25 protein-coding genes and 1 other RNA gene are annotated in these 25,994 nt (G+C 70.7%); 11 read left to right on the forward strand and 15 right to left on the reverse strand.

Annotation, left to right across the window (positions count from 1 at the left end; genetic code table 11):
• The first annotated feature begins 198 nt into the window (after positions 1–198).
• The gene (locus OG905_RS29010) at positions 199–1,638 is read left to right on the forward strand and encodes an RNB domain-containing ribonuclease (RefSeq protein ID WP_328678510.1); all 1,440 of its coding nucleotides are present in this window, start codon (positions 199–201) and stop codon (positions 1,636–1,638) included.
• On the opposite strand, the gene OG905_RS29015 is transcribed toward OG905_RS29010, so the two are convergent.
• Both OG905_RS29015 and OG905_RS29020 read right to left on the reverse strand, forming a co-directional pair.
• Positions 1,589–2,209, reverse strand: a complete 621-nt coding sequence (locus OG905_RS29015) for a hypothetical protein (RefSeq protein ID WP_328678512.1) — start codon at positions 2,207–2,209, stop codon at positions 1,589–1,591. The two genes, OG905_RS29010 and OG905_RS29015, sit on opposite strands and share 50 nt — an antisense overlap.
• Positions 2,206–2,994 carry a MerR family transcriptional regulator gene (locus OG905_RS29020; RefSeq protein WP_328678515.1) on the reverse strand — a complete coding sequence of 263 codons (789 nt, stop codon included), beginning with the start codon at positions 2,992–2,994 and terminating at the stop codon, positions 2,206–2,208. The genes OG905_RS29015 and OG905_RS29020 overlap by 4 nt, the downstream gene beginning before the upstream one ends.
• 173 nt (positions 2,995–3,167) lie before the next feature.
• On the opposite strand from OG905_RS29020, the gene OG905_RS29025 reads away from it, so the two are divergent.
• The 3 genes from OG905_RS29025 to OG905_RS29035 all read left to right on the forward strand — a co-directional run bounded on the left by OG905_RS29025 (position 3,168) and on the right by OG905_RS29035 (position 5,125).
• On the forward strand, positions 3,168–3,746 hold the full coding sequence (locus tag OG905_RS29025) for a Uma2 family endonuclease (protein WP_328678516.1): 579 nt from the start codon (positions 3,168–3,170) through the stop codon (positions 3,744–3,746).
• Positions 3,747–3,811: 65 nt separating this feature from the next.
• Positions 3,812–4,215: RNase P RNA component class A (gene rnpB, locus OG905_RS29030), an RNA gene on the forward strand.
• Between the two features lie 37 nt (positions 4,216–4,252).
• Entirely contained in the window at positions 4,253–5,125 is an 873-nt protein-coding gene (locus OG905_RS29035) for a 3'-5' exonuclease (protein WP_328678517.1), read from the forward strand.
• Positions 5,126–5,134: 9 nt separating this feature from the next.
• Here OG905_RS29035 and OG905_RS29040 read toward each other — a convergent pair whose 3' ends face one another.
• Positions 5,135–5,467: a MazG-like family protein gene (locus OG905_RS29040; RefSeq protein WP_328678519.1), complete on the reverse strand. Its 333-nt coding sequence runs from the start codon at positions 5,465–5,467 to the stop codon at positions 5,135–5,137.
• A gap of 174 nt (positions 5,468–5,641) precedes the next feature.
• Here OG905_RS29040 and OG905_RS29045 point away from each other — a divergent pair, with 174 nt between their 5' ends.
• Positions 5,642–5,965, forward strand: coding sequence for a nuclear transport factor 2 family protein (locus OG905_RS29045; RefSeq protein WP_328678521.1), 324 nt, complete (start codon positions 5,642–5,644; stop codon positions 5,963–5,965).
• 475 nt (positions 5,966–6,440) lie between these two features.
• Here the strand turns inward: OG905_RS29045 and OG905_RS29050 are convergent, their stop codons facing one another.
• Complete coding sequence (locus tag OG905_RS29050) at positions 6,441–7,190, reverse strand: SDR family oxidoreductase (RefSeq protein ID WP_328678523.1); 750 nt, start codon at positions 7,188–7,190, stop codon at positions 6,441–6,443.
• Between the two features lie 133 nt (positions 7,191–7,323).
• Between OG905_RS29050 and OG905_RS29055 the strand changes: the two genes are divergently transcribed.
• Positions 7,324–8,946: an alkaline phosphatase D family protein gene (locus tag OG905_RS29055; protein ID WP_328678525.1), complete on the forward strand. Its 1,623-nt coding sequence runs from the start codon at positions 7,324–7,326 to the stop codon at positions 8,944–8,946.
• Positions 8,947–9,025: 79 nt separating this feature from the next.
• Positions 9,026–10,333 carry a Bcr/CflA family multidrug efflux MFS transporter gene (locus tag OG905_RS29060; protein WP_328678527.1) on the forward strand — a complete coding sequence of 436 codons (1,308 nt, stop codon included), beginning with the start codon at positions 9,026–9,028 and terminating at the stop codon, positions 10,331–10,333.
• A 31-nt stretch (positions 10,334–10,364) separates the two neighbouring features.
• Here OG905_RS29060 and OG905_RS29065 read toward each other — a convergent pair whose 3' ends face one another.
• Positions 10,365–11,681 (reverse strand): hypothetical protein, encoded by a 1,317-nt coding sequence (locus OG905_RS29065; RefSeq protein ID WP_328678528.1) that lies wholly within the window; start codon positions 11,679–11,681, stop codon positions 10,365–10,367.
• A gap of 381 nt (positions 11,682–12,062) precedes the next feature.
• Between OG905_RS29065 and OG905_RS29070 the strand changes: the two genes are divergently transcribed.
• Positions 12,063–13,061: a small ribosomal subunit Rsm22 family protein gene (locus tag OG905_RS29070; RefSeq protein ID WP_328678529.1), complete on the forward strand. Its 999-nt coding sequence runs from the start codon at positions 12,063–12,065 to the stop codon at positions 13,059–13,061.
• 10 nt (positions 13,062–13,071) lie between these two features.
• Here the strand turns inward: OG905_RS29070 and ddaH are convergent, their stop codons facing one another.
• The gene (gene ddaH / locus OG905_RS29075; RefSeq protein ID WP_328678530.1) at positions 13,072–13,902 is read right to left on the reverse strand and encodes a dimethylargininase; all 831 of its coding nucleotides are present in this window, start codon (positions 13,900–13,902) and stop codon (positions 13,072–13,074) included.
• A gap of 260 nt (positions 13,903–14,162) precedes the next feature.
• Between ddaH and OG905_RS29080 the strand changes: the two genes are divergently transcribed.
• Positions 14,163–14,915 carry a bifunctional DNA primase/polymerase gene (locus OG905_RS29080; RefSeq protein ID WP_328678531.1) on the forward strand — a complete coding sequence of 251 codons (753 nt, stop codon included), beginning with the start codon at positions 14,163–14,165 and terminating at the stop codon, positions 14,913–14,915.
• Positions 14,916–15,176: 261 nt separating this feature from the next.
• Here OG905_RS29080 and OG905_RS29085 read toward each other — a convergent pair whose 3' ends face one another.
• From OG905_RS29085 to OG905_RS29115, 7 genes are all read right to left on the reverse strand, one after another.
• Positions 15,177–16,085 (reverse strand): hypothetical protein, encoded by a 909-nt coding sequence (locus OG905_RS29085; RefSeq protein WP_328678532.1) that lies wholly within the window; start codon positions 16,083–16,085, stop codon positions 15,177–15,179.
• Complete coding sequence (efeU, locus tag OG905_RS29090; RefSeq protein ID WP_328678533.1) at positions 16,036–17,019, reverse strand: iron uptake transporter permease EfeU; 984 nt, start codon at positions 17,017–17,019, stop codon at positions 16,036–16,038. Before efeU ends, OG905_RS29085 begins: the two co-directional genes overlap by 50 nt.
• Positions 17,020–17,035: 16 nt before the next feature.
• On the reverse strand, positions 17,036–18,289 hold the full coding sequence (efeB, locus tag OG905_RS29095) for an iron uptake transporter deferrochelatase/peroxidase subunit (protein ID WP_328678534.1): 1,254 nt from the start codon (positions 18,287–18,289) through the stop codon (positions 17,036–17,038).
• Positions 18,290–18,303: 14 nt separating this feature from the next.
• Complete coding sequence (gene efeO / locus OG905_RS29100) at positions 18,304–19,443, reverse strand: iron uptake system protein EfeO (protein ID WP_328678535.1); 1,140 nt, start codon at positions 19,441–19,443, stop codon at positions 18,304–18,306.
• Between the two features lie 151 nt (positions 19,444–19,594).
• Positions 19,595–20,434, reverse strand: a complete 840-nt coding sequence (locus tag OG905_RS29105; protein WP_328678536.1) for a heme ABC transporter ATP-binding protein — start codon at positions 20,432–20,434, stop codon at positions 19,595–19,597.
• Positions 20,431–21,468, reverse strand: a complete 1,038-nt coding sequence (locus OG905_RS29110; protein WP_328678537.1) for a FecCD family ABC transporter permease — start codon at positions 21,466–21,468, stop codon at positions 20,431–20,433. The genes OG905_RS29105 and OG905_RS29110 overlap by 4 nt, the downstream gene beginning before the upstream one ends.
• Positions 21,469–21,962: 494 nt before the next feature.
• The gene (locus OG905_RS29115; RefSeq protein ID WP_443044007.1) at positions 21,963–23,033 is read right to left on the reverse strand and encodes a heme/hemin ABC transporter substrate-binding protein; all 1,071 of its coding nucleotides are present in this window, start codon (positions 23,031–23,033) and stop codon (positions 21,963–21,965) included.
• A 158-nt stretch (positions 23,034–23,191) separates the two neighbouring features.
• Between OG905_RS29115 and OG905_RS29120 the strand changes: the two genes are divergently transcribed.
• Positions 23,192–23,863, forward strand: coding sequence for a PhzF family phenazine biosynthesis protein (locus tag OG905_RS29120; RefSeq protein ID WP_328678539.1), 672 nt, complete (start codon positions 23,192–23,194; stop codon positions 23,861–23,863).
• Here the strand turns inward: OG905_RS29120 and OG905_RS29125 are convergent.
• Complete coding sequence (locus tag OG905_RS29125; protein WP_328678540.1) at positions 23,853–24,521, reverse strand: biliverdin-producing heme oxygenase; 669 nt, start codon at positions 24,519–24,521, stop codon at positions 23,853–23,855. The two genes, OG905_RS29120 and OG905_RS29125, sit on opposite strands and share 11 nt — an antisense overlap.
• Positions 24,522–24,664: 143 nt before the next feature.
• Positions 24,665–25,522 (reverse strand): type I methionyl aminopeptidase, encoded by an 858-nt coding sequence (gene map / locus OG905_RS29130; protein WP_328678541.1) that lies wholly within the window; start codon positions 25,520–25,522, stop codon positions 24,665–24,667.
• A 90-nt stretch (positions 25,523–25,612) separates the two neighbouring features.
• Between map and OG905_RS29135 the strand changes: the two genes are divergently transcribed.
• On the forward strand, positions 25,613–25,846 hold the full coding sequence (locus OG905_RS29135; RefSeq protein WP_328678542.1) for a hypothetical protein: 234 nt from the start codon (positions 25,613–25,615) through the stop codon (positions 25,844–25,846).
• Positions 25,847–25,994 lie beyond the last annotated feature (148 nt).

Genomic DNA, 25,994 nt, shown 5'->3' on the forward strand with positions numbered 1-25,994 from the left:
CTGGCACGCACACTCGCGATGTTGTCGGAGTCGCCCAAGTACGTCCAGTACGAGGACGATCCTCCGCCTTGCGATTGCACGCACCAGACGCCGCGGGGCCCGCCCTTCGGGCGGACGGCGCTACTTCCAAAACACGCCCGCGGCCCCCGCGCCAGCGTACGGGGTGCCAAGGTCCCCACCCCGCCATACGCTCGGTCCATGCCCCGCCGCAAGATGCTTGTGACCGGCGCAGCCCAGGCTCCGCTGCGGGCCGCGCTGCAAGAGCTGCGTACGACGCTCGACGTGCCGGAGGACTTCCCGCCCGAGGTCCTCGCCGAGGCGGAGTCGGCCGCCCGGGCCCCACGCCTGCCCGACCACGACGCCACCGACATCCCCTTCTTCACCATCGACCCGCCGGACTCCGTCGACCTCGACCAGGCGATGTACCTCTCCCGCCGCGACGGCGGTTTCCGTGTGCAGTACGCGATCGCCGACGTCGCCGCCTTCGTCGCACCCGGCAGCGTGCTCGACGCCGAGGCCCATCGCCGCGTCCAGACCCTCTACTTCCCGGACGAGAAGGTTCCGCTGCATCCGGCGGTGCTCTGCGAAGGCGCGGCCAGCCTGCTGCCCGACCACCCCGCGCCCGCGCTGCTCTGGCAGATCGACCTCGATGCCGAGGGCCGAACCGTCGCGACCGAGGTGCGGCGCGCGCTCGTACGCAGCCGGGCCAAGCTCGACTACGAGGGCGTGCAGCGGCAGATCGACGCGGGCACCGCCGAGGAGCCGCTGGCGCTGCTCAGGGACATCGGGCTGCTGCGCGAGAACCTGGAGCGCGAACGAGGCGGGATCTCACTCAACGTCCCTGAGCAGGATGTTGTCGTGCGGGACGGCTCGTACGTCCTCGAATACCGTGCCGTACTCCCCGCCGACGCCTGGAACGCCCAGATCTCGCTGCTCACTGGCATGGCCGCGGCCGACCTCATGATCGCGGCGGGCACCGGCATCCTGCGCACGCTGCCCACCGCCCCGGACGGCGCGGTGGCACGGCTTCGCCGCTCGGCCAAAGCCCTGCACATCGACTGGCCGCACCATGTCTCGTACGCGGACGTGGTCCGTTCCCTCGACCCGGACAACGCCCGCCACGCCGCCTTCCTGCAGGAGTGCACCAGCCTGTTTCGCGGCGCGGGCTACAGCTCCTTCACGGGCGGCGTACTGCCCTCGCCCGCCGTCCACGCCGCGGTCGCCGACGAGTACACACACTGCACGGCCCCGCTGCGACGGCTCGTGGACCGGTACGCGGGCGAACTGTGCGTGGCGGCGGTGGCCGGACAGGAGCCGCCCGAGTGGGTCCCGGCCGCGCTGGAGGCACTGCCCAAGGAGATGACGGACGGCTCCCGCCGCGCCAACACGGTGGAGCGCGAGTGCGTCGACATCGTCGAGGCGGCGCTGCTCAAGGAACGGATCGGCGAGATCTTCGACGCGTACGTGGTGGACGTGAAGGAGGACGAACCCGCGGTCGGCACGGTCCACCTGGAGAACCCGGCGGTGATCGCGAGGATCGCGGGCGGCGAGGCGAAACTTCCGCTGGGGGAGCGCCTGCGGGTGAGGCTCACACAGGCGGACCCGGGCTCGGCGAAGGTGCAGTTCGCGCCCGCGTGAGCGCGAGGACGAGCGCCTTCGGGTCGTCGGCGTGGAAGCGCACGGTCCGTGCCCGCCCCTCCCTCCCGAGCGGACGTACGTAGCGAACAGGCGCCGCAAGCTCCACCGCCACCGTCGTCTGGTTCGCGACGATCAGCTCCAGCGACCCGTCCCCGCGCGGCTGGATCAACCGCCCCTCGGGATAACGCCGTTCGACGCGGGCGCCGACGATCTCGTCCGCCCGTATCCGCAGGTCGAACAGCGCGCCGTAGCGAATCCGCAGAGATCCGTCCGGTCCCACCACATGGGGCCGGGTCACACAGGACGCGTGCAGGGCGACCATCAGCAGCACGCCGTACACATCGACGACCAGCGTGATCGCGTGCACCAGCGGCCACGGGACCAGGACGGCCAGCGCCACCGTCTCGACGACCGACACGAAGATGAACCCGTACATCATCGCGGTCTGCGGCCCGGTGTACGCGGCCGCGTGTGCCCCCGGCGCCACTCCGTGCCGCCGTCGGGCCGCCCAGAGTCCGAGGCTGTGCATCGCCCGCAGTTCGTGCGCGAGCAGCCGGCGCGGAACTCTCATCGCCGCTCCCCGGCGCGTACGGCGAGCGCCGCCAGCATCCGTCGTACGGCAGCGGCCTGCGCGGGCGCGAAGTCGTCGAGGAAGGCCTCACCGAAGGCGCTGTCGGCCTTCTGGGCCCCGTCCTTCTGGGCCCCCTCGACCATCAGGTCCAGCAGTTCGCCGGGCATGCACGCGGCCAGCTCGTCGCCGAGGGGCCCCACCCGGGCGTCGTCGGGGACCGCGTCGGCGAGGTCGTCGAGGCGCTCGTACAACTCCTGCACCCGCCCGGAGAATTCGGAATCCTCGGCGAGCGGGCGCAGTGCCGCGAACAGCCGGTCGCGCTGCTCCGGCTCCACCATCGTGTCGAGCAGAGCCAGATGCGAGCGGTCCTTGGCGGCCATCGGCGAATCGCTCGGTGTGAGCGCCCCGAGGAGCCCGGCGAGCTCCGGGGACACGGGTCCCTCGGCAGGCAGTAGCCCGGCCCGCGCCTGCTCGATCAGACCGCCGAGCCGAGCCCGACGTCCGGCGATCGCGGCGGCCTGCCGGGCGAGGTCGTCGTCGAGCTCCTGAAGCACCTCGGCGAGCTCGCGCCCGGCGTCGTCGGCGAGTACGTCGCGCACTTCGGCGAGACCGAGGCCGAGCTCGGTCAGCCGCCGGATACGGGCGAGGGCGACGGCGTGCCGGAGGCGGTAGTCGCGGTAGCCGTTGGGGAGGCGTTCGGGCTCGGGGAAGAGCCCGAGGTGGTGGTAGTGGCGGACGGTACGGGGGGTGACGCCGGCGAGTGCGGCGATCTCTCCGATCCTCATGGCCTCAGTAGAAACCCTGACGTTGCGGCAGGGGCAAGGCGGACCCGCGGCCGGTGGTGAGCGCCTCCGGATTCCCGTGATCGTGTGCCACGATCGAGGGAACGACTCCCCTTCTCACGACGGGCGGCCCGGCGATGTCCCAGTCTGACGAGCGACCGAGGAAGGAGCGCGACATGAGTGCCATGCCGCATGAACCGCTCACGCAGGCGGACATCCTGCTGGAGGGCTTCCTGGCGCTGGACACGCCGGAGGGTTTCCGGGCGGAGCTGATCGAGGGGGAAATCGTTGTGACGCCGCCGCCGGACGGGGATCATGAAGACTGCATTGGCCTGATCGTGGACCAGGTGATCAGGCGCTCACAGACCCCCATGCAGTTTGCCGGAAACAAGGGCCTCAAGCTGCCGAGCGGGGGGAGCTGCCCCAAGAGCCATGTGATCCCGGATGCCACCTTCGCCCCCCTAGAGCTTCGGCTGTACAGGGGTGCGGACCCCTGGATGCCGTGCGACGGTGTCGAACTCGTCGTCGAGGTCACCTCGAGACGGGCGAAGATCGATCGTGAGGTCAAGCGGCGCTGCTATGCGCGAGGGGGTATCCCTCGGTACCTGTTGGTCGATCGCGACGAGTCCTCGGTCACGCTCTTCAGCGAGCCGGAGGGCGATGACTACGGCCAGCGGTGCTCCCTGTCGTTCGGCAAGTCCCTGACGCTTCCCGAGCCATTCGCCTTCGACCTGGAGACAGCCGCCCTCGTATGAGGCCGGGGGCGTCGGCTGCGGGATTCGGCCCCGCGCACGCCAGGTAGCATGGTCGTCACGGCAGACGAGCCGGGCGGACGGCCGCGTGGAGATCCTCGGATCTTCCCGAGGAACGTCCGGGCTCCACAGGGCAAGGTGGTGGCTAACGGCCACCCGGGGTGACCCGCGGGACAGTGCCACAGAAAACAGACCGCCGGGGACCTCGGTCCTCGGTAAGGGTGAAACGGTGGTGTAAGAGACCACCAGCGCCTGAGGTGACTCAGGCGGCTAGGTAAACCCCACCTGGAGCAAGGTCAAGAGGGGCCGCTGTAAAAGGCGGCCCTGCGCGGACGTTCGAGGGCTGCCCGCCCGAGTCCGCGGGTAGACCGCACGAGACCGGTGGCAACGCCGGTCCTAGATGGATGGCCGTCGCCCCGACGACCGCGAGGTCCCGGGCGCACAGAACCCGGCGTACAGCCCGACTCGTCTGCCTCTCCCGCCCGGCGCCTTCGCCCGGAGTCGTTCCCGTGAACGCACCAGTTCGGACCAACCAGTACGAGGGCCCGTGCGTCGTGTGCGGGCGGACTGTCCCCGCCGGAGAGGGAGTCCTGCTGCCCGGCAAGCACGGAGGCTGGGAGGTCTGCCACCCCGAGCACGCGCGCGAGCCCGGTCCGCCGCCCCGTGGCGAACACCCCGGATGGCACAAGCGCCGTCTCATGGCCGTGGACATCGCGGCGACGGGCCGTCGCACCGGGGTCGACCGGATCCTCGCCGCGGCCGTACGCACCACCGACGGGCGCGATCGGGACTGGCTGATCGATCCCGGACCGGGACTCGCCGTCGACCCGCGCACGACGCATGGCATCACCCTGGACGAGGCACGTGCTCATGGCGTTCCGGCGTCCCGGGCGCTGGACGAACTGGCTGCGCATCTCGCCGGGCAGCTGGTGGCGAAGGAGCTGCTGGTCGTCTGGCACGCCCCGTACGTACTCACCCTGCTCGAGTCCGAATTGCTGCGCCACGGACAGCGACCGCTCTCCGACCGAGGCCCCGGAGGACTGTTTCCGGTCTGCGATCCGCTGATCCTTGACCGGCATGCCGACCGCTACCGGTCCGGTGGCCGGGCGCTGGAGAGGGTCGCCGAGTGGTACGGAGTGCCCCATGACCGTCCCGGGGACCCCGGCAGTGACGCGGCAGCCTCGCTCGTGCTGGCGCACGTCATCGGCGCGTGCCACGCGTCGGTCGGCAGGCTGTCGCGGCCCGCGCTGCACTACGAGCAGGTGCGGTGGCGGGAACAGCAGGCGAGCGAGGCGGAAGAGTTCGATCCATCGAGGAGACGGGATCACCGCTGGCCGTTGGGCACGGTCGAGGCGTTGCCCTGGGAAGCTCCGGCGCGCTGACGCGGCGTTCTATGACGCGGCGTTGAGTGAACGCTCCGCGACGCGGCGCAGATGTCCCGCGAAGACCTCCGACGCCTTCGGCGTCAGCGTCCTCAGCGCCACCATCGCCGTGATGATCACGTCGCACAGCTCGGACTCGACGTCCTGCCAGCTGTGCGTGATGCCCTTCCGGGGGTTCTGGCCCGTCGCACCGACGACCGCCTGCGCCACCTCGCCCACCTCCTCGGTGAGCTTCAACATCCGCAGCAGCGTCTCCTGTTCGGGCGGCAGGTCGCTCTCCGTCTCCAGCCAGGTGTGGAGGTCGTCGACCGTGTCCCAGATGGGGTCCAGGGTGTGATTCATAGAGGCCGCCTGCCGTGTGTAGGGTTCCCGGATGATATTCGGAGCCGACACATTCCGATGGGTGGTTCGCGCGGGTGGCGGACGCCAAGGGGTGAGGGCGGGCGCGCGGGTGTAGGGATGAGGTGACTCCGCCCCGTATCCCCGTGCCCGTACCGAAGCGCCGCAGGAGATCCCGTGACCATTGCCGTGGACAAGCTCACCGAACCCGCCGTACGCGCCTTCGTCGCCGCGCTGAACTCCGGTGACCGCGAGAAATTCAAGGCCGCCCTCAGGCCCGGCGCGACCATGTCCGACGACGGCAGCGAACGTGACCTCGACGACTGGACCGACCGCGAGATCTTCTCCTCGCGCGGTCACATGGAGGTCGAGTCGCAGTCCGGCGACGGTCTTGCGCTGGTCGCCCGCTACCGCAACGACGCCTGGGGGGAGATGCGGACGGCCTGGAAGTTCAAGATCGAGGGCGGGAAGGTGGGCCGCTTCGAGACGGGCCAGGCCTGAGGGTCCCGCGGGGTTTGTTCCCCCACCCCGCCCCTTCCCGAAACTGGAGCTGCGCCCCAGACCCCAAGGGGGGAGGGGGAGGCGGGGGCTGACGCCCCCACACCCCGGTGCGCCTGCTTCGCGGGGCAGACGCCTCGTCCCCCAAGGGGAAGGGGAACGTGCGGGCTGGCGCCCCCCGCACCCCCGAAGCGCCCGCTTCGCGGCGCCTGCGTTTGCGGGACGCGAGGCCCCGCCTCGCGGCGCGGGGGGGGACCGACAAGCGTCGCCTCACAAGGGGGCCGTGGAGCGGGTGGAGTCGGGACGTAGAGCGTGATGTGGGGCGCGGGGACGCCCGCGCCCCACGGCAGACCGGAAACGCGCCGTAAATCATGCAGTCCCGGCTCTACCCCGGAGCGGACCCGCTGCCCCGCGGCGCCGGGCAGCCCAGGACGCCGCACCGCCCGCCGCACCGGGCAACCCGCACCCGGACCAGGTCTCAACCCCGCCCGATGTACGGCATCGTCGTCGCCATCACCGTGGCGAACTGGACGTTCGCCTCCAGCGGCAGTTCCGCCATGTGCCTCACCGTCCTCGCCACATCCCCCACGTCCATCACCGGCTCCACCGCCACCTCCCCGTTCGCCTGCAGAATCCCCGCCCGCATCCGCTGCGTCATCTCCGTCGCCGCGTTCCCGATGTCGATCTGGCCGCACGCGATTGAGTACGCCCTCCCGTCCAGCGAAAGCGACTTCGTCAGGCCCGTCATCGCGTGCTTCGTCGACGTGTACGGCGCCGAGTACGGGCGCGGCACATGCGCCGAGATCGAGCCGTTGTTGATGATCCGGCCGCCCTGCGGTGACTGGTCCTTCATCATGCGAAACGCCGCCTGCGCGCACAGGAACGCGCCGGTCAGGTTGACGTCCACCACCGCGCGCCAGTCCTCGTAGGAGATGTCCTCGAAGGGGACCCGTGGGCCGGACGTGCCTGCGTTGTTGAACAGCAGGCCAACACGGCCGTGGCGTTCGTGCGCAGTCGCAAACAGCGTGGTGACATCCGCCGGTGACGTCACATCAGTGGGGACACACAGGACATCCCCGCCCGCCAGCGAGGCCGTTTCCTCCAAGGACTCCGCCCGCCGGCCCGCCAGGACCACCGACCAGCCCGCCTCCGCCAGAGCCAGCGCGACGCTCCGGCCGATGCCCGAGCCCGCTCCCGTCACCACCGCAATCTTCGCAACAGCGTTCATGCACGCGCAGCGTAGTCGCGTACCTGTACGTGGAACTCATCCGACCGACATGCGGATGTTGTGTACTCGACAACACGGCGTCGTCGGCCCCTACTCCAATGCGAAAGGACAACACACGTCAGGGGAGGGGCACATGACACCCGCACCGCACGCTCCCGAGTTCCGGGCCGCCGCCCGGCACATCGGCCGTCGCAGGTTTCTCACCGTCACCGGTGCTGCCGCCGCACTCGCGTTCGCCGTCAATCTGCCCGGCACGGCCCACGCCGCCGAACTCGACGCAAAGAAGATCACCGAGGATCCCTTCACCCTCGGCGTCGCCTCCGGAGACCCGCAGCCCGGTTCCGTACTGCTGTGGACACGGCTCGCGACCCGTCCGTACGAGCCCGACAGCGGCCTGCCCCGCGCCAGGATCCCGCTGCGCTGGGAGCTCGCCCACGACTCCCGCTTCACCCGTGTCGCCCGGCGCGGATCCGTCACCGCCCACCCGGAGTTCCACCACAGCGTCCATGTCGCGGTCTCCGGCCTCGACGACGACCGCCCGTACTACTACCGCTTCCGCGGGGGGAGCTGGATCAGCCCGACCGGCCGCACCCGCACCGCGCCCGCCCGGTCCGCGCGGATCGGTGATCTGAAGCTCGCCGCCGTCTCCTGCCAGGCGTACCACGACGGCTACTTCACCGCGTACAAGCACCTCGCCGAACAGGAACTCGACGTCGTCTTCCACCTCGGCGACTACCTCTACGAGTACGCCGTCAACGCCGTCGGCGGCGCCCGCAACTACACCGACCGCCGCCTGCCGGCCCACTTCAACCGGGAGACCGTCACCCTGGAGGACTACCGGCTGCGCTACGGCCTCTACAAGTCGGACCCCGACCTCAAGGCCGCGCACGCCGCCCACCCCTTCGTCGTCACCTGGGACGACCACGAGACCGAGAACAACTACGCGGGCGACATTCCCGAGGACGGCGCCCCGCCGGAGGAGTTCCTGCTGCGCAGGGCCGCCGCCTATCGCGCGTACTGGGAGAACCAGCCGCTGCGCAGGCCCCAGCAGCCCGAGGGCCCCGACATGCGGCTGTACCGCAGGCTGCACTTCGGGCGGCTCGCGCAGTTCGACATCCTCGACACCCGCCAGTACCGCTCGGACCAGGCGTACGGCGACGGCTGGCAGGTCCCGGGCCCGGAGTCCGAGAACCCGGCGCGCACGCTCACCGGCGCCGCCCAGGAACGCTGGCTGCTCGACGGCTGGAAGAGCTCCCGCGCCCTCTGGAACGTCGTCCCGCAGCAGGTCACCTTCGCGCAGCGGCGCAATGTCCCCACCGGCACCTTCAAGTTGAGCATGGACGCCTGGGACGGCTACCCAGCGTCCCGCGACCGGGTCCTCGCGGGAGCGGAGGCGGCCGGTATCGAGAACCTGATGGTCCTCACCGGTGACGTTCACGTCGGCTACGGCTTCGACCTGAAGAAGGACTTCGACGACCCCGGGTCCCGCACCGTCGGGACCGAGCTCGTCGCCACCTCCATCAGCAGCGGAAAGGACGGCGCCGACAAGCCCGGCAACTGGGACAACCTCACCCAGGCCAATCCGCACATGAAGTTCTACAACGGCCGGCGAGGCTATGTGACCGTCACGCTCGGCGAGCAGCAGGCGCGCGCCGACTTCAGGACGGTCGGCGCGGTCACCACGCCGGGCGCGCCGATCACCACGGCCGCGTCCTTCGTGACGGAGGCGGGCGACCCGGGCCTCAAGCCCGTATAGCCCGGGGCGTCTCGAAAGGGTCTCGACCACTGCGGCGGAGCTGAGAGCATAGGGAAGGATTCAACGACATGGAGATGTGATGCCGAAGCCGGACAGCGGCCAGGAAAGTACAGAAGGACACATACCGGCCGCCGCCCCGGCTTCCGCATCCGCCACGGGACCCGCATCCGTCACGGCAGCGCGCCGCGTCGGTCTTCTGGTCACGCTCGTCCTCGGCGGTCTCACCGCACTGCCGCCGCTCTCCATGGACATGTACCTCCCGGCGCTTCCCGCGGTCACCCGCTCGCTCGGCGCACCCGCCGCCACCGTCCAGCTCACGCTGACCGCGTGCCTCGCGGGCATGGCACTCGGGCAGCTCGTCGTCGGCCCCATGAGCGACAAGTGGGGCCGACGCCGCCCGCTGCTCGTCGGCATGATCGTGTACGTCGCGGCCACCGCGATCTGCGCGCTCGCCCCCACCGTCGACATGCTGATCGGCTTCCGGCTGCTGCAAGGACTCGCGGGCGCCGCGGGCATCGTCATCGCCCGCGCCGTGGTCCGGGATCTGTACGACGGCGTGGAGATGGCGCGCTTCTTCTCCACCCTGATGCTGATCTCCGGCGTCGCCCCGATCATCGCGCCGCTGATCGGCGGCCAGGTGCTGCGGATCACCGACTGGCGCGGCATCTTCGTCGTCCTGACCGGCGTGGGCGTCCTGCTCACGCTGGTGGTGGCGAAGTGGCTGCACGAGACCCTGCCGCATCACAGGCGGCACGGCGGCGGCGTCGGCCAGGCCCTGCGCACCATGCGCGGGCTGCTCGCCGACCGGGTGTTCACCGGCTACACGCTCACCGGCGGGCTCGCCTTCGCCACGCTGTTCGCGTACATCTCCGCCTCGCCGTTCGTGGTCCAGGAGATCTACGGCGCGTCCCCGCAGACCTTCAGCCTGCTCTTCGGCGTCAACTCCATCGGCCTGATCACACTCGGCCAGATCAACGGCAAGGTGCTCGTGGGCCGGGTCAGCCTGGACAAGGCGCTGGGCCTCGGCCTGGGCGTGGTCATGCTCGCGGCCACCGCGCTGCTGCTGATGACCTCAGGGGTCTTCGGCAGGGTCGGCCTGCTGCCCGTCGCGGTGGGCCTGTTCGTCCTGATGTCCGCGATGGGCCTCGTGATGCCCAACACCAACGCCCTGGCCCTGCTGCGCACCCCGCACGCCGCGGGCTCGGCGTCCGCGCTGATCGGCACGTCCGCGTTCCTCATCGGGTCGATCGCCTCACCGCTGGTCGGGATCGCGGGCGAGCAGACGGCCGTTCCGATGGCGTTGGTCCAACTGACCTGCGCGCTGGGCGCGCTGGGCTGCTTCCTGGGGCTGTGCCGCCCCTGGCAGCGCCGAGCCGAAGCAGTCTGACCGCCGAAGCTGTCCCACTCGTACCCCGGGCTCACTTCTCGCGGCGCGGGTACCCGATCAGATGCAGCCGGTCCTTCGCGTCCGTCCAGCTGAAGATCCCGACGCCCGCGGCCTCCGCGGCGGGCAGCCGGACATCGGGGGACAGCGCCCGGGGCGCGGCGGTGGCCAGATCGAGCTCGATCGGATTCCCGCCGCCGGCCAGCGCGTCCGCCGCGCTGAGCGCGCTGGTCGCTCCGTACGCCGTGCCCGAGTCCGTCACCGACGTGAGCGTCAGCGGCTTGGAGCCGTCCGACTCCTCGAAGCAGTGCGCCGTACGCCGCTCCAGATCGAAGGCCAGATTCCCGGCGACCAGATAGCCGCCGCCCGGCGCGGGCACGGCCTGCGGATACTCGCCCGGTTCGATCGCGGGCTTGTGGCACCGCGCCTGGACCAGCGGCTTCCCGGTCGCCGCGTCGTGCACCGCCCAGACGTCGTACGCCCCTGAGTCCCTGCCGCCCTTCGCGGGCTGCCACTTGGCCAGTACGTAGCCGGGGACGATCGAGGTCGGCACGCCGGAGGCCGGGTCGCTACCGGCCGGGGCCACATCGCGGCTGGAGAAACCGCCGCGCACCCAGAACCCCGGATCCCCGCTCAGCAGCAGGCCCTTCGCGGTCAGCGCGCGGACCTCGGTGAGCCGGCGGCAGCCCGTACAGCCCTTGGGGTGGCCGAGCGCGCTCTCCGGCACCCGGGACACCTCGCCCGAGACCGGATCGACCACCGCGGTCCGGGTGCGGCCGTCGCTGATCAGGATGCCGGGGCCGGTGCCCGAGACGGTCGGCGCGGCGGGCCAGGGGACCTCGATCCGCTGCCGGGCACCGTCGGCCACGTCGTACACATCGAGCGCGACAAAGGTGTCCGCCGGCGTCAGCGCGTCCTCGCCCGCCTTGCCGAAGGACCAGGTCACGAAGTACTCGCGGCCGTCCTTGGCGACGGACAGCAGTCGCGGGAACTGCTCGTCCGAAGCGGGCGGATGCCAGGGCAGCCCCGTCCACCCGGGCCTGCCCGTGGCGGCATCGAGGGTGCGCAGCCGGAAGCTGTCGTCCTGGACCCGCTCCAGATAGCCGACGCGGCCGCTGTCCTGTGCGATCGCGTACTCGGGCGAGGCGTTGGTGATCTCCCAGCCCTGCCGGGTGTCGTAAGCGGAGGGAACGGTGAGCCGGGTCAGTGGCGCCGCGCTGTGCCGGACCGGCTTGCGGGGCTTGTCGCCGCCGGCGTCGCCCTCGCCTGTGCCGCACATACTCAGCAGGAGCAGCAGGGCCAGTACGCTCACCCCGGCCACCAGGGCCAGGCGCACGACCCGCTGTCTCATGGTCCCCCCGTGAGCGGTGCAGCACGTTCCGTGTGCGGCGACGGCCGTCAGCGTAGCAACTGCCGCCGGGCTCCCAGGAGTTCGATTCTGTCCCCGTATCGTCCCGGTTCCGTGCCGCTCGGGCCGCGGGGCCCGGATCCCCCGCGCGCGTGTAAGCGGTGCCGGGGAAGCCCGGGTGGCGTCGCGTGCCGATGGCTGTCGCCTGGCCGCGTTGTCGTCAGTCGTCGACGCTCCGCGTGGACTCTCCCCCTGCCTTCGGCGGGGGGACCCCCATCCTGCGCCTGCCAGACTCGGCCGACCCTCCCCCGTAGCCCTTCGGGCACGGGAGGTACCCCCACCTTCTCCCACCCGGGCTTCCCCGGCACCGCTTAGAATTTCCCGGTGAACGCCACACTCCCCACCGCGGAAGCCCTGCGCACCGCCCTGGCCGTGCTTCTGGACGGGCTGCCGCCGAAGCAGGCCGCGCAGGCCGTCGACCGGCTGATCGCCAACTACCGGGGGACCACCCCGACCGACGCCCCGGTGCTGCGAGACCGCTCGGACGTCGCCGCGTACGCCGCGTACCGGATGCCCGCGACCTTCGAGGCGGTACGGTCCGCGCTCGCCGCGCTGCGGGCGGCGGCCCCCGAGTGGACTCCGGCGACGCACACGGACATCGGCGGCGGGACGGGCGCCGCGAGCTGGGCGGTCGCCGAGGCGTGGGAGGAGGATGCCCCGCGCACCACGGTCCTGGACTGGGCCGAGCCCGCGCTGGCGCTGGGGCGTGAACTGGCCGTCGCCTCGGGGGTTCCCGCGCTGCGGGCCGCCGAGTGGCAGCGCTCGCGGATCAGCGCAGCGCTCCGTATAGAGAGCACTGATCTCGTCACGGTCTCGTACGTCCTCAAGGAGCTCACCGCGAAGGACCGCGACGCGGTCGTCACCGAGGCGGCCCGCGCCGCCCAGGCCGTGGTGATCGTCGAGCCCGGCACCCCCGACGGCTACGCCCGCGTCATCGAGGCCCGCGACCGCCTGATCGCCGCCGGCCTCACCGTCGCGGCGCCCTGCCCGCACAGCACCGCCTGCCCTATCGAGCCGGGCACGGACTGGTGCCACTTCGCGGCGAGGGTCAGCCGTTCCTCGCTGCACCGCCAGGTCAAGGGCGGCTCACTCCCGTACGAGGACGAGAAGTTCAGCTATGTCGCCGCGGTGCGCTTCCCGGCGAACCCGGCCGCATCCCGCGTCACCCGCAAACCCCAGATCCGCAAGGGCCTGGTGCTTCTCGACCTGTGCACGGACACGGAGGGGCTGCGCCGCGACACGGTGGCCAAGCGCCACGGCGCGCTGTACAAATCGGCGCGGGACGCGTCGTGGGGCGACCCCTGGCCGCCCCACGGCGAGTGAGCGTCAAGCATCACATCCGTAGCTCCTGGCCGCGCAGCTCCTGCGTACAGCACTTCACGCTGCCGCCGCCCTTCAGCAGCTCGCTCAGGTCCATGCCGATCGGCTCGAACCCCCGGTCCCGCAGTGGCTCGAACAGCCCCACCGCCGACTGGGGCAGCAGCACATGACGGCCGTCGCTCACGGCGTTCAGACCGAACTCCGCCGCGGCCTGCTCATCCGCGATCAGGGCGTCCGGGAAGAGCCGGGCCAGCGCCGAACGGCTGCCGGCCGAGAACGCGTCCGGGTAGTACATGACCTCGTCGCCCGCGTCGTCCAGGACGCACAGCGCCGTGTCCAGGTGGTAGTACCGCGGGTCCACCAGATCGAGCCCGATGACCGGCCTGCCGAAGAACTCCTGTGCCTCGGCGTGCGAGAGCGGGCTCGAACGGAAGCCCCGGCCCGCGAGCAGATAGGACGCGGTGACGGCGAAGTCGCCCTCGCCCTCGTTGATGTGCGCGGGCTCGTGGATCTCGGCGAAACCATTCGCCCGGAACCAGTCGAGATGCGCGCCGGCCTCGGGCTCGCGCTCTGCGTGCGCGAAGCGGGCACCGAGCACCCGCCCGTCGATCACGGTCGCACCGTTCGCGGCGTAGACCATGTCGGGCAGTTCCTCCTGCGGCTCCAGCAGCTCGACGGTGTGGCCGAGTGAGCGGTAGCGGTCGCGCAGGTCCTCCCACTGGGCGAGGGCGAGCGGCAGGTCGACCGGCTTCGCCGGATCCATCCATGGGTTGATGGAGTAGGTCACCTTGAAGTGCGCGGGTGGGCACATCAGGTAGCGCCGGGGTGTGGCGTCACGGGGCAATGAGGGCTCCTCGCGGTCGGGTGTGGCAACTGCCGCCCATGGTGAGGCCTGTAGGGCCCCTGCGATGTGCACCGATCGGGTGATTCATCGTCTTGTACGCGAGCTGCCGGTCGCCGTACGCCCGTGCTTCATTCCCTCCCGGCTCCCCTCCCGGAATATGCCGGAAGGGACCCCGGTCGGGGACCGTGGCCACCCGGGGAGCAGGATGGTGGGACCATGGCAGAGTCCGCGTAGGGCGAGCGTGAGGTGTGAGGGGATAGATGGGCGACGGTATCGGCCGCTTCCGCGGCACGGAGAACAGGCTGTCCAGGGAGAGCCGGCTGCCCCAGTGGCTGCGCCGCCGCCCCAAGAACACCGACACCGACGACTCCCGCCGCGCGCCCCTGCTGCTGGCCGCCGCCGAAGCGGGACTGCCGCTCGCGCCCGCCGCGCACCCCGTCTCCTACCGCTGTTCCTGTGAACGCATCGGCTGCCCCACACCGGGCAGGCATCCCGTCTCCTTCGCCTGGCAGACGCAGTCCACGACCGACCGCGGCCAGATCGAGCGCTGGGCGAAAGGCCAGCCGGAAGCGAACTTCATCACCGCGACCGGCATGGTCCACGACGTGCTCGACGTACCGCTGGAGGCGGGCCGCAGCGCCCTGGAACGCCTCCTCGACCTGAACATCGAGGTCGGCCCGGTCGCCGAGGACGGCGAGGACCGGATGCTGTTCTTCACCGCCACCCGCGGCACCCCCGAGGACGAGGACGAGTGGTGGCCCTGCGAACTGGACTGCCATCCCGAGACGATGGACGAGCACCCCGGGCTGCGCTGGCACTGCCGCGGCAGTTATGTGCTCGTACCGCCCGCGCGGCTGCCCGGTGGCCTTGAGATGAAGTGGGTACGAGGCCTCGAACATCCGCTGCCCGACCCACTGACGCTGCTGGAGACGCTGACGGACGCGTGCGCGAAGTACGCGGGCGAGAACGAGTCGGTGGACCAGTCCGCGGTGGCCTGGCCGCTCGGTCGCTAGGGCCTGTCGTTCGGATCTTGCCGGGTTCGCGTGCCCTGGCACGCACTCCCCCGTAGCCCTTCGGGCACGGGAGGTGCCCCCATGCTGCGTTGTCGTCAGTCGCCGACGCTCCGCGTCGGCTCTCCCCCTGCCTTCGGCGGGGGGACCCCCATCCTCCGCCTTGCGATCGCACGCACCAGACCCCGCTCACTGATCCGGCCTGATCCAAACGACAGGCCCTAGCTCGGCCGCCGGCTCGGTCGCGACGGACCAGGGCGGGGGCTACGAACCCTTCGCCGCCGTCAGGCCCGTCAGGCGTCCGAGCACATCGACCTCGCCGCCGCCCGCCGGAACCGTCACCGCCTGGCTGGAGATCCGCTCCTTGGTGAGCGTGGACTTCACCTCGCCCGTCAGCAGCGCCTTCACATCCGGGACGACCTGCAGCCGTACACCCTGCGCGGCGATCTGCCGCTCGTAGTTGCGTACGGTGAAGAAGACCAGCGCGCTGCCGTCCCGCGTGACGAACCCCAGGGGCCCGAAGTCGTCGGAGTCCAGCGCCTGGTCGATGTACAGCGTCCGTATCCCCGGCAGGTTCTCTTCCTTCTTGCGGGACGCGCGCCACTCCGAGGTGTGCGGCCCGTCCTTGAAGTGCTCCGGCTTCCCGTTCTGCATGTACGAGGAGTACTCCTCGCTCAGATCGCGGGGAGCGACCGCGAGCGCCGCGCTGTCCGGGGCGACCGGCTCGGCAAAGCCGTCCTCGTCGGTCTTCAGGGCCGGAATCGCGTTGGGCCGCAGGATCGTCAGATACGCCGCCTGCCAGATGTCGTCCGGGCTGTCGCGCAGAAAGACCAGCACCCAGCGGTTGTCCTGATTGCCCTGGTCCTGGTCGCGGTTGGAGTCGACGTCGGCGAGGAAGAAGCGCGGCCAGCCGGCCTTCTTCGGGATGGTGAACTTCGCGTCGGTCAGCTCCAGCGGCACATGCTGGGGGTTGCCGTCGGGATAGTTGACGCCGCGTGCCTTGAGACCGGCCTGGTTGATCGCGCCGAGCGCACCGGTGACATGGTCCGCGTCCAGAGCAGGGTCATAGGCCTTGTCGGCCTTGTTGTACGCGTCGGTGAAGTCCTTGAGTGCCTGCGCGGCCTCAGCCTTCGTCGCCGACGGTACGACTTCCCGCTCCCCGTGCACCGTCACGCATCCGCTCGCCGTCAGGGACAGCACTGTCGTCGCCGTCAGACCCGTCGCCGCCAGACGCAGCCTTCCCACCCGAATCGGCCTTCTCATCGGTTGCCTTCTGCTCCTTGACCCCCACTGACCGTCCGAACCCTACCGGGGCCAGGAACAGGCCGAGCGTCGGGATCAGATAGAGCACCCACACCGTGACCTGGAGGACGGTCGGGTCCGGCTGGAAGTTGAACACGCCCTTCAGCAGCGTGCCGTACCAACTGTCCGGCGGGATCGTCGCCGTGATGTTGAAGGCCTTGTCCGCCAGACCGCCGAGGAAGCGGGCCTCCTGCAGGTCGTGGACGCCGTACGCGAGGACACCGGCCGCCACGATCACCAGCATGCCGCCGGTCCAGGTGAAGAACTTGGCGAGATTGATCCGCAGCGCGCCCCGGTAGAAGAGCCAGCCCAGCACGACCGCGGTGGCGATGCCGAGCAGCACGCCGATCAGCGGCGCCTGCGTACCGTCCCCGTCGGTGGCAGCCCTGACCGACGCCCAGACGAACAGCGCCGTCTCCAGGCCCTCGCGGCCCACCGCGAGGAACGCGGTGGCGACCAGCGCGGCCGTGCCCATCTGCAGCGCGGCGTCCAGCTTGCCGTGCAGCTCGGCCTTCAGATGCCGCGCGGTGCGCCGCATCCAGAAGACCATCCAGGTCACCAGGCACACCGCGAGGATCGACAGCGAGCCGCCGAGCAGCTCCTGCGCCTCGAACGTCAGCTCCTGCGAGCCGTATTCGAGCGCGAAGCCGAAGCCGAGCGAGAGGGCGATCGCGACCCCGATGCCCATCCAGATCGGACGGAGCGCATCGCGGCGCCCCGTCTTCACCAGATACGCGATCAGGATGCAGACGACCAGGCTGGCCTCCAGGCCCTCGCGCAGGCCGATCAGATAGTTGCCGAACACGTCGGGTCCCTTCAGGTCAGGAGAACAGCGCCCGGCCCCACCAGTCGTCCTTGTCGCGGACGCCCGGCGGGACGGCGAACAGCGCCGAACCCACGTGCTGGATGTACTCGTTGAGGACGTCGCTCCCCGCGAGACTGCGCTGCACGGGGATGAAGCCCTTGTGGACGTCGCGCTGGTAGGCGAGGAAGAACAGCCCGGCGTCCAGGCGGCCCAGACCGTCCGTACCGTCGGTGAAGGAGTAGCCGCGGCGCAGGATCCTCGCGCCGCCGTTGCTGTCCGGGTGCGCGAGCCGCACATGCGCGGTCGGCAGCATCGCCTTCAGGAACGGCTCGTCGCGCTCCTTGGCCTTGCCGACCGGCGCGCCCTCGCCCTTGTCGCGGCCGAAGATGTCTTCCTGTTCCTTGAGCGGCGTACGGTCCCAGGTCTCGATGTTCATCCGGATCCGGCGCGCGACGAGATACGAGCCGCCCGTCAGCCAGCCCGAACCCTCCTTCTCGGAGACCCAGACGTGCTTGTCGAGGGCGGCCTTGTCCGTACCGGCGATGTTCCGGGTGCCGTCCTTGAAGCCCATCATGTTGCGCGGGGTCTGCGCCTCGGGCGTCGTCGACGAGGTCTTGCCGAAGCCCAGCTGCGACCAGCGGACCGCGACCTTGCCGAAGCCGATCCGGGCGAGGTTGCGGATCGCGTGCACGGCGACCTGCGGGTCGTCCGCGCAGGCCTGCACACAGATGTCGCCGTCGCTGCGCGCCGGGTCGAGATTGTCGCCGGGGAACGCGGGCAGCTCCGCCAGGGCCGCCGGGCGCTTGCCCTCCAGACCGAAGCGGCCCTTGGCGAACAGGGACGGGCCGAAGCCGATGGTGAGCGTGAGGCGGGACGGCTTGAGACCGAGGGCCTCGCCGGTGTCGTCCGGCGGCGCCTCGGCGAGGCCGCCGAACGCGCCCTCGCCGACCGCCTGTCCGGCCGTCATCCGCTCCGCCGCCCGGGTCCAGTCCTTGAGCATCTGGACCAGCTCGGCGCGGTCCTTCGTCTTCACGTCGAACGTCGCGAAGTGCAGCCGGTCCTGTACGGCGGTGGCGATACCCGCCTGGTGCGCGCCGTGGAAGGGCACGGCCGCGCCACTCTCGGCTGCGGGCTCGGTCGGCGTGTCCTGTCGGGTCAGGGCGACTGCGGCCCCGCCCGCCGCGGCGGCGCCGAGCGCGAGCCCCGCACCGCCCCAGCCGATCAGCGAACGACGGCTCGGGGCCTGGCTGTTGGTGGTCTCCTCGGACATTGTGTGGTCCCCCCTTACTTCACGACGGCGGCGGCGAGCTTGGACAGGGGCTCGGCCAGCGCGTTGACGCCGTCCGACAGTTCCTTGCGCTCCGCCTTGCCGACCTTGTCGTACGAGGTGAACTCGTACGAGGCCGGGCTCTTGCGGTACTTGTCGAGCAGCTTGTTCAGCGCGGCGAACTGCTTGTCCAGTTCGGCGACGAGCTTCGGGTCGTTCTTCGACGCGACCGGCTTGAGTAGCTCGTACGACTTCTGCGCACCCTCGACGTTCGCCTTGAAGTCCACCAGGTCGGTGTGGCTGTAGCGCTCCTCCTCACCGGTGACCTTGCCGGTGGCGACCTCGTCGAGCAGCTCCTTGGCGCCGTTGGCCATGGAGGTCGGCGAGATGTCCGCCTTGCCGACCCGCTTCTGCCAGGCGGTCAGGTCGGTGATGAGGGTGGTGGCGAGGGTCTTCTCCGCGGCGCCGATCTTCTTGTCCTGCCACAGCGCCTTCTCCAGCGTGTGCCAGCCGGTCCACTTCTGGCCCTTCTCCAGGCCGTCCTCGCGGAGGTCCACCTTCGGGTCGATGTCACCGAAGGACTCGGCGACGGGCTCGGTGCGCTCCCAGCCGATACGGGAGTCGGCGTACGCCTTCTTCGCGGCCTCGATGTCGCCCGCCTGCACGGCGGCCGTGAAGATCTTGACCTTGGGCAGGGTCTCGTCGGCCTGGGCCTGCACGTAGGTGCGGTAATCGGCGACGGCCTTGTCCATCTCGGGGCTGCGCTTGGCGGCCTTGCCGCCGGTGACGGTGACCTTCTGGCGGATTCCGTCGCCCTTCATGCCGGGCTTGCAGGCGATCTCGTAGTCGCCCGCCTTCACCTCGGCGGTGAGCTTCTGCTTGGTGCCGGGGCCGATGTTCTCGCGCTCGGAGACGATGCGGTCGTCGGGGAAGAGGAGATAGACCTCGGTGACCTTGCTGCCCTTGTTCTCGATGGCCAGCTCGACATGGCCGGCCGGGAACTCCTTCTTCGACACCTCGCAGGAGTCGTCCTTCGCCGTGACGGAGACGGCACCGTCGGAAGCCTTGGCGTCGCTCTTCTCGGAGCATCCCGTGACGGCGGTCAGAGCAGCCACGGTCGCGGCGGCGGTGACGACGGACAGACGGACGGGTCGCATACGGGCTCCACAGAGGACGAGTACCGGGGTACGAGGGTGAGGCGGACCTAACTTAACCGAGGCTTACCTCACCGATACCCACCCGTCCAGTGATGTAGCTCTCACATGAGGGGTACGGACACGGCACCGTCACGACAAGGTCAAGCGAATGTCACATCCCCCTCCTCGGGACGACCAGCGGCGCACCGGTCCGCGGATGCGGCAGCACCTCGACCGGCTGCCGGTAGACCCGGCTCAGCATCTCGTCGTCCAGAACCGTCGCGGGAGGACCCTCGGCCGCGATCCGTCCGGCGTGCAGCACGGCGACCCGGTGCGCGTACGCGGCGGCGAGCCCGAGATCGTGCAGCACCACGACGACCGCGTCCCCGGCCGCGGCGCGCTCCCGGCAGACGCGGAGCACCAGCTCCTGGTGGCGCAGATCGAGCGCCGCGGTCGGCTCGTCGAGCAGCAACAGGGGGGCCCGCTGGGCGAGTACGCGGGCGAGGGCGACGCGGGCGCGCTCGCCGCCGGACAGCGCGGAGAAGGGCCGCGCCGCGAACCCCGCCACCTCGGTGGCGGCCATCGCCTCGGCGACGGCCGCGTCGTCCTGCTCCTCCAGGACGGTACCGGCCCAGGGCGCGCGTCCCATCCGTACGACGTCCTCCACCGGGAAGGGGAACGACAGGGTGGCCGACTGGGGCAACACGGCGCGGCGCAGGGCGAGTTCCGGCGCCGACAGCTCTGCGGCCGGGCGGCCCGCGATCCGCAGCTCACCCCGCGCCGGGGGCAGATCGGCGGCGAGGGCGGCGAGCATCGTCGACTTCCCTGCGCCGTTGGGCCCAACCAGCGCGAGCACCTCGCCGGGGTGGGCGGCGAGGTCGACACCGCCGAGCACCTCGCGCTGCCCGAGCCGCACATGGAGGCCGCGCGCCTCGACGAGCGGGATGCCCGGGGTGGGGGGAGCGGGCAGTTCGCGCCCGTGTGCGGCGAAGAGACGCTTCAGGGCCCTCATGCCCAACCCCCTTGCTTACGACGGGTCCTGCGCAGCAGCAGGAAGAAGAACGGGCTGCCGAACAGCGCGGTGAGCACCCCGAGCGGAAGCTCCGCGGGCTCGGCGACGGTCCGCGCGGCGAGGTCGCCCGCGACCAGCATCAGCGCACCGCCGAGCGCGCTGCCCGGAATGAGATAACGGTGACCGGAGCCGTGCGCCATCCGCAGCAGATGCGGCACGAGCAGGCCGACGAAGGTGATGATCCCCGCCACGGCGACGGCGGCGGCGGTGAGCAGCGCGACGACCAGCACGAGGGTGATACGGAGCCGCTCGACATCGACACCGAGGTGCCGGGCGGGCCGTTCGCCGAGGGCGAGCAGGTCCAGTTTGCGTGCGTAGAAAGGCGCGACGGCGAGCCCGGCGACCGCGCACGGCAGTACGGCGAGCACCCTCGGCCAGGTCGACTGCGAGAGCGAGCCGAGCTGCCAGAAGGTGATCTGGGTGATCTGGGCGTTGTCCGCGAAGAAGATGAAGATCCCGATCAGGGCGCCGGCGAAGGCGTTCACGGCGATGCCGGTGAGGATGAGCGTGACGACCTCGGTCTTGCCGCCCGAACGGGACAGGGAGTACACGACAAGGACGGTCACCAGCCCGGCGACGAACGCGCAGGCGGTCACGGTCCAGTTCCCGAGAAAACTCAGCCCGAGCGCAACGGCCCCGACGGCGCCGACGGCCGCGCCGGAGGCGATCCCGATGATGGCGGGCTCGGCGAGGGGATTGCCGAAGACGCCCTGCATCAGGGCCCCGGCACACCCGAGGGAGGCCCCGACGAGCAGGGCGAGCACGACGCGCGGCAGCCGGACATTCCACAGGACGCTCTCGCCGACACGATCGAGGGCGTGCCCGCCGAGCCCGATGCGGTGCTGGAGGGAGGAGACGACGTCGCTGAGGGGGATGTCGTAGGCGCCGAGCCCGGCGGAGAGGAGGGAGAGGACGAGGAGGGAGAGTACGAGGGACCCGGTGAGCAGGTACGTCCTCCGCGGGACGGGCTCCACCGGAGCACCCGCTGGCGACTGAGGTGGGGGTTCCGGATTCGCCCGCTGCGGTTCGCCCGCGAAACCGTCAGCCGGACAGCAACCACCAACGCCCCCTGGCCCACACGCACCACGAACCCGGTGACTTGCCCCGTCGGCGTTTGAGGAGCGGGGGTTCGGGGGCGGAGCCCCCGGCTCGGGAAGGGGCGGGGTGGGGAACAGGCCCGCCGCAGGCGCGGACGCCGACGCGACGTCGGCCCCGGCCTGGGAAGTCCCGTTCACCACAGGCACATTGGGCTCCGGGTTGCCCGGCGGGGCGGGAGCGCCCGGCGCGGGCGCGTCCGCCTGAGCCGTCGTACCGGTACGGGAAGTAGCGTTCGGCGCGGGCGAACTGGGCTCCGGGCTACCCGGCTCGGGTCGGCCCGGCATCGCATCGCCCGCCACCGCACCGCCCGGCTCGGAGGCCGGAGGCCCAGGCACCGCCCGGGCCTCCTCCGCAGACGTGGACGACATCCTCAGCTTCCGTTCGCGTAAAGCTGGTCGACCAGCGTCCGAAGCACCTGATCCGTCCGCGGCCCGTAGTTCAGGATCACCCCGTCGTCGACCGAGACGACCCTGCGGTCCATGCCCGCCGGGGTCTGCGCCACGCCCGGAATCTTGAGCAGCCCGTCCACGCCGCCCACCGACTCCAGCCCGTCCGTCATCACCAGAAGCGCCTCGGGCGCGGCCTTGGCCAGCGCCTCGCTGGTGATCGGCGTGAAGTCCTTCGTCAGGCCGGACTCCTTGCCCGCGTCCACCGCGCCCGCAGCCTCCAGCAGCGACGTCGCTCCCGATTCACCGCCGCCGATCAGGTAGACCGACGCCGAGCCCCGCAGGTACAGGAACGCGACCCGCGGCTTCTTGCCTTCCTTCGGCTGCGGAATCTTCTTCTGAACCGCGTCGATGCGGGTCTGTGTGCGCGTCTTCAGCTCGTCGCCCGCCGACTTGACGCCCAGCGCCGCCGCGACCGCGTCGATCCGCGGCCCCACGTCGGCCAGGCTCTTGCCCGGCTTGACCAGCACGACCGGGACGCCCGCGTCGCGTATCTGGCCGATGGCCTCGGCCGGGCCGGTCAGGGTCTCGGCGAGGACGACGGTCGGCTTCAGCGAGAGCACGCTCTCCGCCGAGACGTTGTGAGTGCGTGTCACCACGGGGAGTTTCTTGGCCTGTTCGAAGGACGTCGCGTTGTCGCGGGCGACGACCTGCTTTCCGAAGCCGAGGGTGAAGACGGTCTCGCTCAGCGCCGGTGTCAGCGGCACGATCCGCGCGGTCGATGCGACAGTGACCTTTTTCCCGTCCGCCGACGTCACGGTGACCGGCACCTGTGGCTTCGGTGCCGCGGCCAGTGGCTCGACCCGGTCGGGCGCGGCGGCGGCCCCGGCCGGCTTCCCCTTCGTGGCCGGTCCGGCGTCGTCCGTACTGCCGCATCCACCGGCCGTCAGGGCGAGGGCTAGCACGGCAATCACCGCACCCGCAAGGCGAGTTGTGCGCACCGATGCACCTTCCTCTTGTTCGTTGTCTAATAGCGGTCGGGCGCAGTCTGCCATGGGGTGCCGTGCTGTCCAGTTGGCCTTCGCGTGAAGAGAGGTCTTTCGGCCCGAGTCGGCGTCAGTTTAGGTTAGCCTTACCTCATTAACCAGGCCGTCGATCGCCGTTTCGCGCAATCCGCCGTCACTGGCTTGAAGTGACTTGCTTCAATGTCGGGGTGAACCAACGCGACGTGCTCGACGTACTTCAGGTCTTCTGCGGCGCGGACGGCCGCCACGGCAACACCCTCGGCGTCGTCCGCGACCCCCGCGCCTTTCCCGACCGGGCGTCGCGGCAGGCCCTCGCCGCCGAGCTGGGCTTCAGTGAGACCGTGTTCGTCGACGACCCCGAGCGCGGCGTCGTCGACATCTACACCCCCGGCCTCCGGCTCCCCTTCGCCGGGCATCCCCTCGTCGGCGCCGCCTGGCTGCTCGATCTGGAGGTGGTGAACCCACCCGCGGGCGAGGTGTGGGTCTGCCAGGACGGTGAGTTCACCTGGATCACGGCGCGCGCCGAGTGGGCGCCGCCCCGCACGCTCCGGCAGTACGCCTCGGCCGCCGAGGTCGAGGCGCTGGAGGTGCCGCCGACGGGCGAGTGGGTCTACGCGTGGGCGTGGGAGGACGAGGCCGCCGGCCGGGTCCGGGCGCGGGCCTTTCCCGGGCGGGGCGACGGAATCGACGAGGACGAGGCGACCGGCGCCGCCGCGCTGCTGCTCACCGACCGGCTGGGGCGGGCGCTGAACATCACGCAGGGCCGGGGTTCGCAGATCCTCACCGCCCCCGGCCCCGACGGCACGATCGAGATCGGTGGCCGCGTGCGCCTCGCGGCACCCGTTCCCGCTATGCGCTGAGCGGGAACTCTGCTCCGAGTTCCCGGAACACCGCGCCGTTGTAGTCGAACGCCCGCTTGCACTCGTCGACGATCCGCTGCTTCTCCAGATCGTCCGCGTTCACCGCGTCCAGCAGGTCGCGGTAACCCCGCTTGAACGCCGCCGGGTTGGGGATCTGCTCGAAGACGTAGAACCGCACCCCGTCGCCCTTGCGTGCGAAGCCCCAGGTCCTCTCCGCCTTGTCGCGGATGATCTGGCCGCCGGAGAGATCGCCGAGGTAGCGGGTGTAGTGGTGCGCGACATAACCGGCGGGCCAGTCGCGCGCACACTGCGCGACCCGCTCGGCGTACGCGACGGTGGCGGGCAGCGGTGCGAGCTCCTCGCGCCAGTCCGCGCCCCGCAGATGCGCGAGATCGCGCTCCAGCTCGGCCGTGCGCATCAGCTCCGGCCGGATGAAGGGCCCCGCGACCGGATCGTCCCTGAGTGACTCGGCGCCGTCCTCCAGCGCCCGGTACACGAACCACAGCTGCTCCGTGTAGCGCGCGTACGCCCTCACGCCCAGTCGGCCGCCGAGCAGGTCGCTCATGAAGGTCGAGGTCTCCGCCTCGGTGTGCTGTTCGTGCGAGGCAACACGGATGAGCGTCGAGAAGGGCGTACCGGACGTGGTCGTGGCGTCCAAGGCGGGCCTCCAGGGACCGATGGTGACGGGAAAGGAAGCGATGGCGGCGCTGGCGCTTGCCGCGACCGGTCTTCCTGCTTAGGCTTACCTAAGTCGATGTGTTCCCGACGTCCTGTCGGTAAAAACCCTACTCCTCGAAGCGATCACGGCATGGTGAGAATTTCGGCCCCGTTTTCGGTCACCACCAGCGTGTGCTCGAACTGCGCCGTCCGCTTCCGGTCCTTGGTCACCACGGTCCAGCCGTCGTCCCACATGTCGTACTCGTGCGTGCCCAGCGTGAGCATCGGCTCGATGGTGAAGGTCATGCCCGGCTGGATGACGGTGGTCGCGTGCGCGGCGTCGTAGTGCGGGATGATCAGCCCGGAGTGGAACGACGAGTTGATCCCGTGACCGGTGAAGTCGCGGACCACGCCGTAGCCGAAGCGCTTGGCGTACGACTCGATGACCCGGCCGATGACATTGACCTGGCGACCGGGCTTGACCGCCTTGATGGCGCGATTGAGGGACTCCCGGGTCCGCTCGACGAGCAGGCGCGACTCCTCGTCGACGTCGCCGCAGAGGTAGGTGGCGTTGTTGTCGCCGTGCACACCGTTGATGTACGCGGTGACGTCGAGGTTCACGATGTCGCCGTCGCGCAGGACGGTCGAGTCCGGAATCCCGTGACAGATGACCTCGTTGATCGAGGAGCACAGGGACTTGGGGAAGCCGCGGTAGCCGAGCGTGGAGGGGTACGCGCCGTGGTCGCACATGAACTCGTGCGCGACCCGGTCCAGTTCGTCCGTGGTCACGCCGGGCGAGATGTGCTTGGCGGCCTCCTCCATCGCCTGCGCCGCGATACGACCGGCGATGCGCATGCGCTCGACGGTGTCGGAGTCCTGGACCTCCGGCCCGGTGTACGGCGTCGGCGCGGGCTTCCCGACGTACTCGGGGCGCCGGATGCTTCCGGGGACGGATCGGATGGGAGAGAGCTCCCCTGGTACTAGCAGCGACTGGCCAGACATGCCGCGAGTCTAACGAGGGGGTCCCTCCCGTGCCCGAAGGGCTACGGGGGAACGTGTGGGGCAGCATGGCGGGAGAGGAAGGAGCCCACGATGGCCCTGTTCAAGAAGCGCACGGTCGGAAAACCGGGCGAGTGGTACTACTGCCTGGAGCACAAGAAGGTCGAAGAGGGCCCGGAGTGCCCGGCGAAGGACCGCTTCGGCCCGTACGCGACGCGCGGGGAGGCGGAGCAGGCGATGGAGACGGCGCGGGAGCGGAATCTGGAGTGGGAGACGGATCCGCGGTGGCATGACGGGGCGGGCAGGGGCGAGGACGACTCGGCGTAGGTGTGGTGGGGGCCCGCGGTGCGGGCGCGGGTGCGGGTGCCGCTGCGCGGGGCTTCACCCCACCCCGCCCCTTCCCGTAACCGGGGGCGCTGCCCCCGGACCCCCGCGCCTCAAACGCCGGCGAGGCTGAAATGTGCGGCAGGGCCGC

The sequence above is a fragment of the Streptomyces sp. NBC_00322 genome, assembly GCF_036147535.1.
In the GTDB taxonomy this organism is placed as follows: domain Bacteria; phylum Actinomycetota; class Actinomycetes; order Streptomycetales; family Streptomycetaceae; genus Streptomyces.

What these genes read in the sequence shown, in the direction of transcription:
- OG905_RS29010 (WP_328678510.1), top strand. Translation starts at nt 199, where the DNA reads ATGCCCCGCCGCAAGATGCTTGTGACCGGCGCAGCCCAGGCTCCGCTG.
- OG905_RS29015 (WP_328678512.1), bottom strand. Translation starts at nt 2,209, where the DNA reads ATGAGAGTTCCGCGCCGGCTGCTCGCGCACGAACTGCGGGCGATGCAC.
- OG905_RS29020 (WP_328678515.1), bottom strand. Translation starts at nt 2,994, where the DNA reads ATGAGGATCGGAGAGATCGCCGCACTCGCCGGCGTCACCCCCCGTACC.
- OG905_RS29025 (WP_328678516.1), top strand. Translation starts at nt 3,168, where the DNA reads ATGAGTGCCATGCCGCATGAACCGCTCACGCAGGCGGACATCCTGCTG.
- OG905_RS29040 (WP_328678519.1), bottom strand. Translation starts at nt 5,467, where the DNA reads ATGAATCACACCCTGGACCCCATCTGGGACACGGTCGACGACCTCCAC.
- OG905_RS29050 (WP_328678523.1), bottom strand. Translation starts at nt 7,190, where the DNA reads ATGAACGCTGTTGCGAAGATTGCGGTGGTGACGGGAGCGGGCTCGGGC.
- OG905_RS29055 (WP_328678525.1), top strand. Translation starts at nt 7,324, where the DNA reads ATGACACCCGCACCGCACGCTCCCGAGTTCCGGGCCGCCGCCCGGCAC.
- OG905_RS29060 (WP_328678527.1), top strand. Translation starts at nt 9,026, where the DNA reads ATGCCGAAGCCGGACAGCGGCCAGGAAAGTACAGAAGGACACATACCG.
- OG905_RS29065 (WP_328678528.1), bottom strand. Translation starts at nt 11,681, where the DNA reads ATGAGACAGCGGGTCGTGCGCCTGGCCCTGGTGGCCGGGGTGAGCGTA.
- OG905_RS29080 (WP_328678531.1), top strand. Translation starts at nt 14,163, where the DNA reads ATGGGCGACGGTATCGGCCGCTTCCGCGGCACGGAGAACAGGCTGTCC.
- efeB (WP_328678534.1), bottom strand. Translation starts at nt 18,289, where the DNA reads ATGTCCGAGGAGACCACCAACAGCCAGGCCCCGAGCCGTCGTTCGCTG.
- efeO (WP_328678535.1), bottom strand. Translation starts at nt 19,443, where the DNA reads ATGCGACCCGTCCGTCTGTCCGTCGTCACCGCCGCCGCGACCGTGGCT.
- OG905_RS29105 (WP_328678536.1), bottom strand. Translation starts at nt 20,434, where the DNA reads ATGAGGGCCCTGAAGCGTCTCTTCGCCGCACACGGGCGCGAACTGCCC.
- OG905_RS29115 (WP_443044007.1), bottom strand. Translation starts at nt 23,033, where the DNA reads ATGGCAGACTGCGCCCGACCGCTATTAGACAACGAACAAGAGGAAGGT.
- map (WP_328678541.1), bottom strand. Translation starts at nt 25,522, where the DNA reads ATGTCTGGCCAGTCGCTGCTAGTACCAGGGGAGCTCTCTCCCATCCGA.
- OG905_RS29135 (WP_328678542.1), top strand. Translation starts at nt 25,613, where the DNA reads ATGGCCCTGTTCAAGAAGCGCACGGTCGGAAAACCGGGCGAGTGGTAC.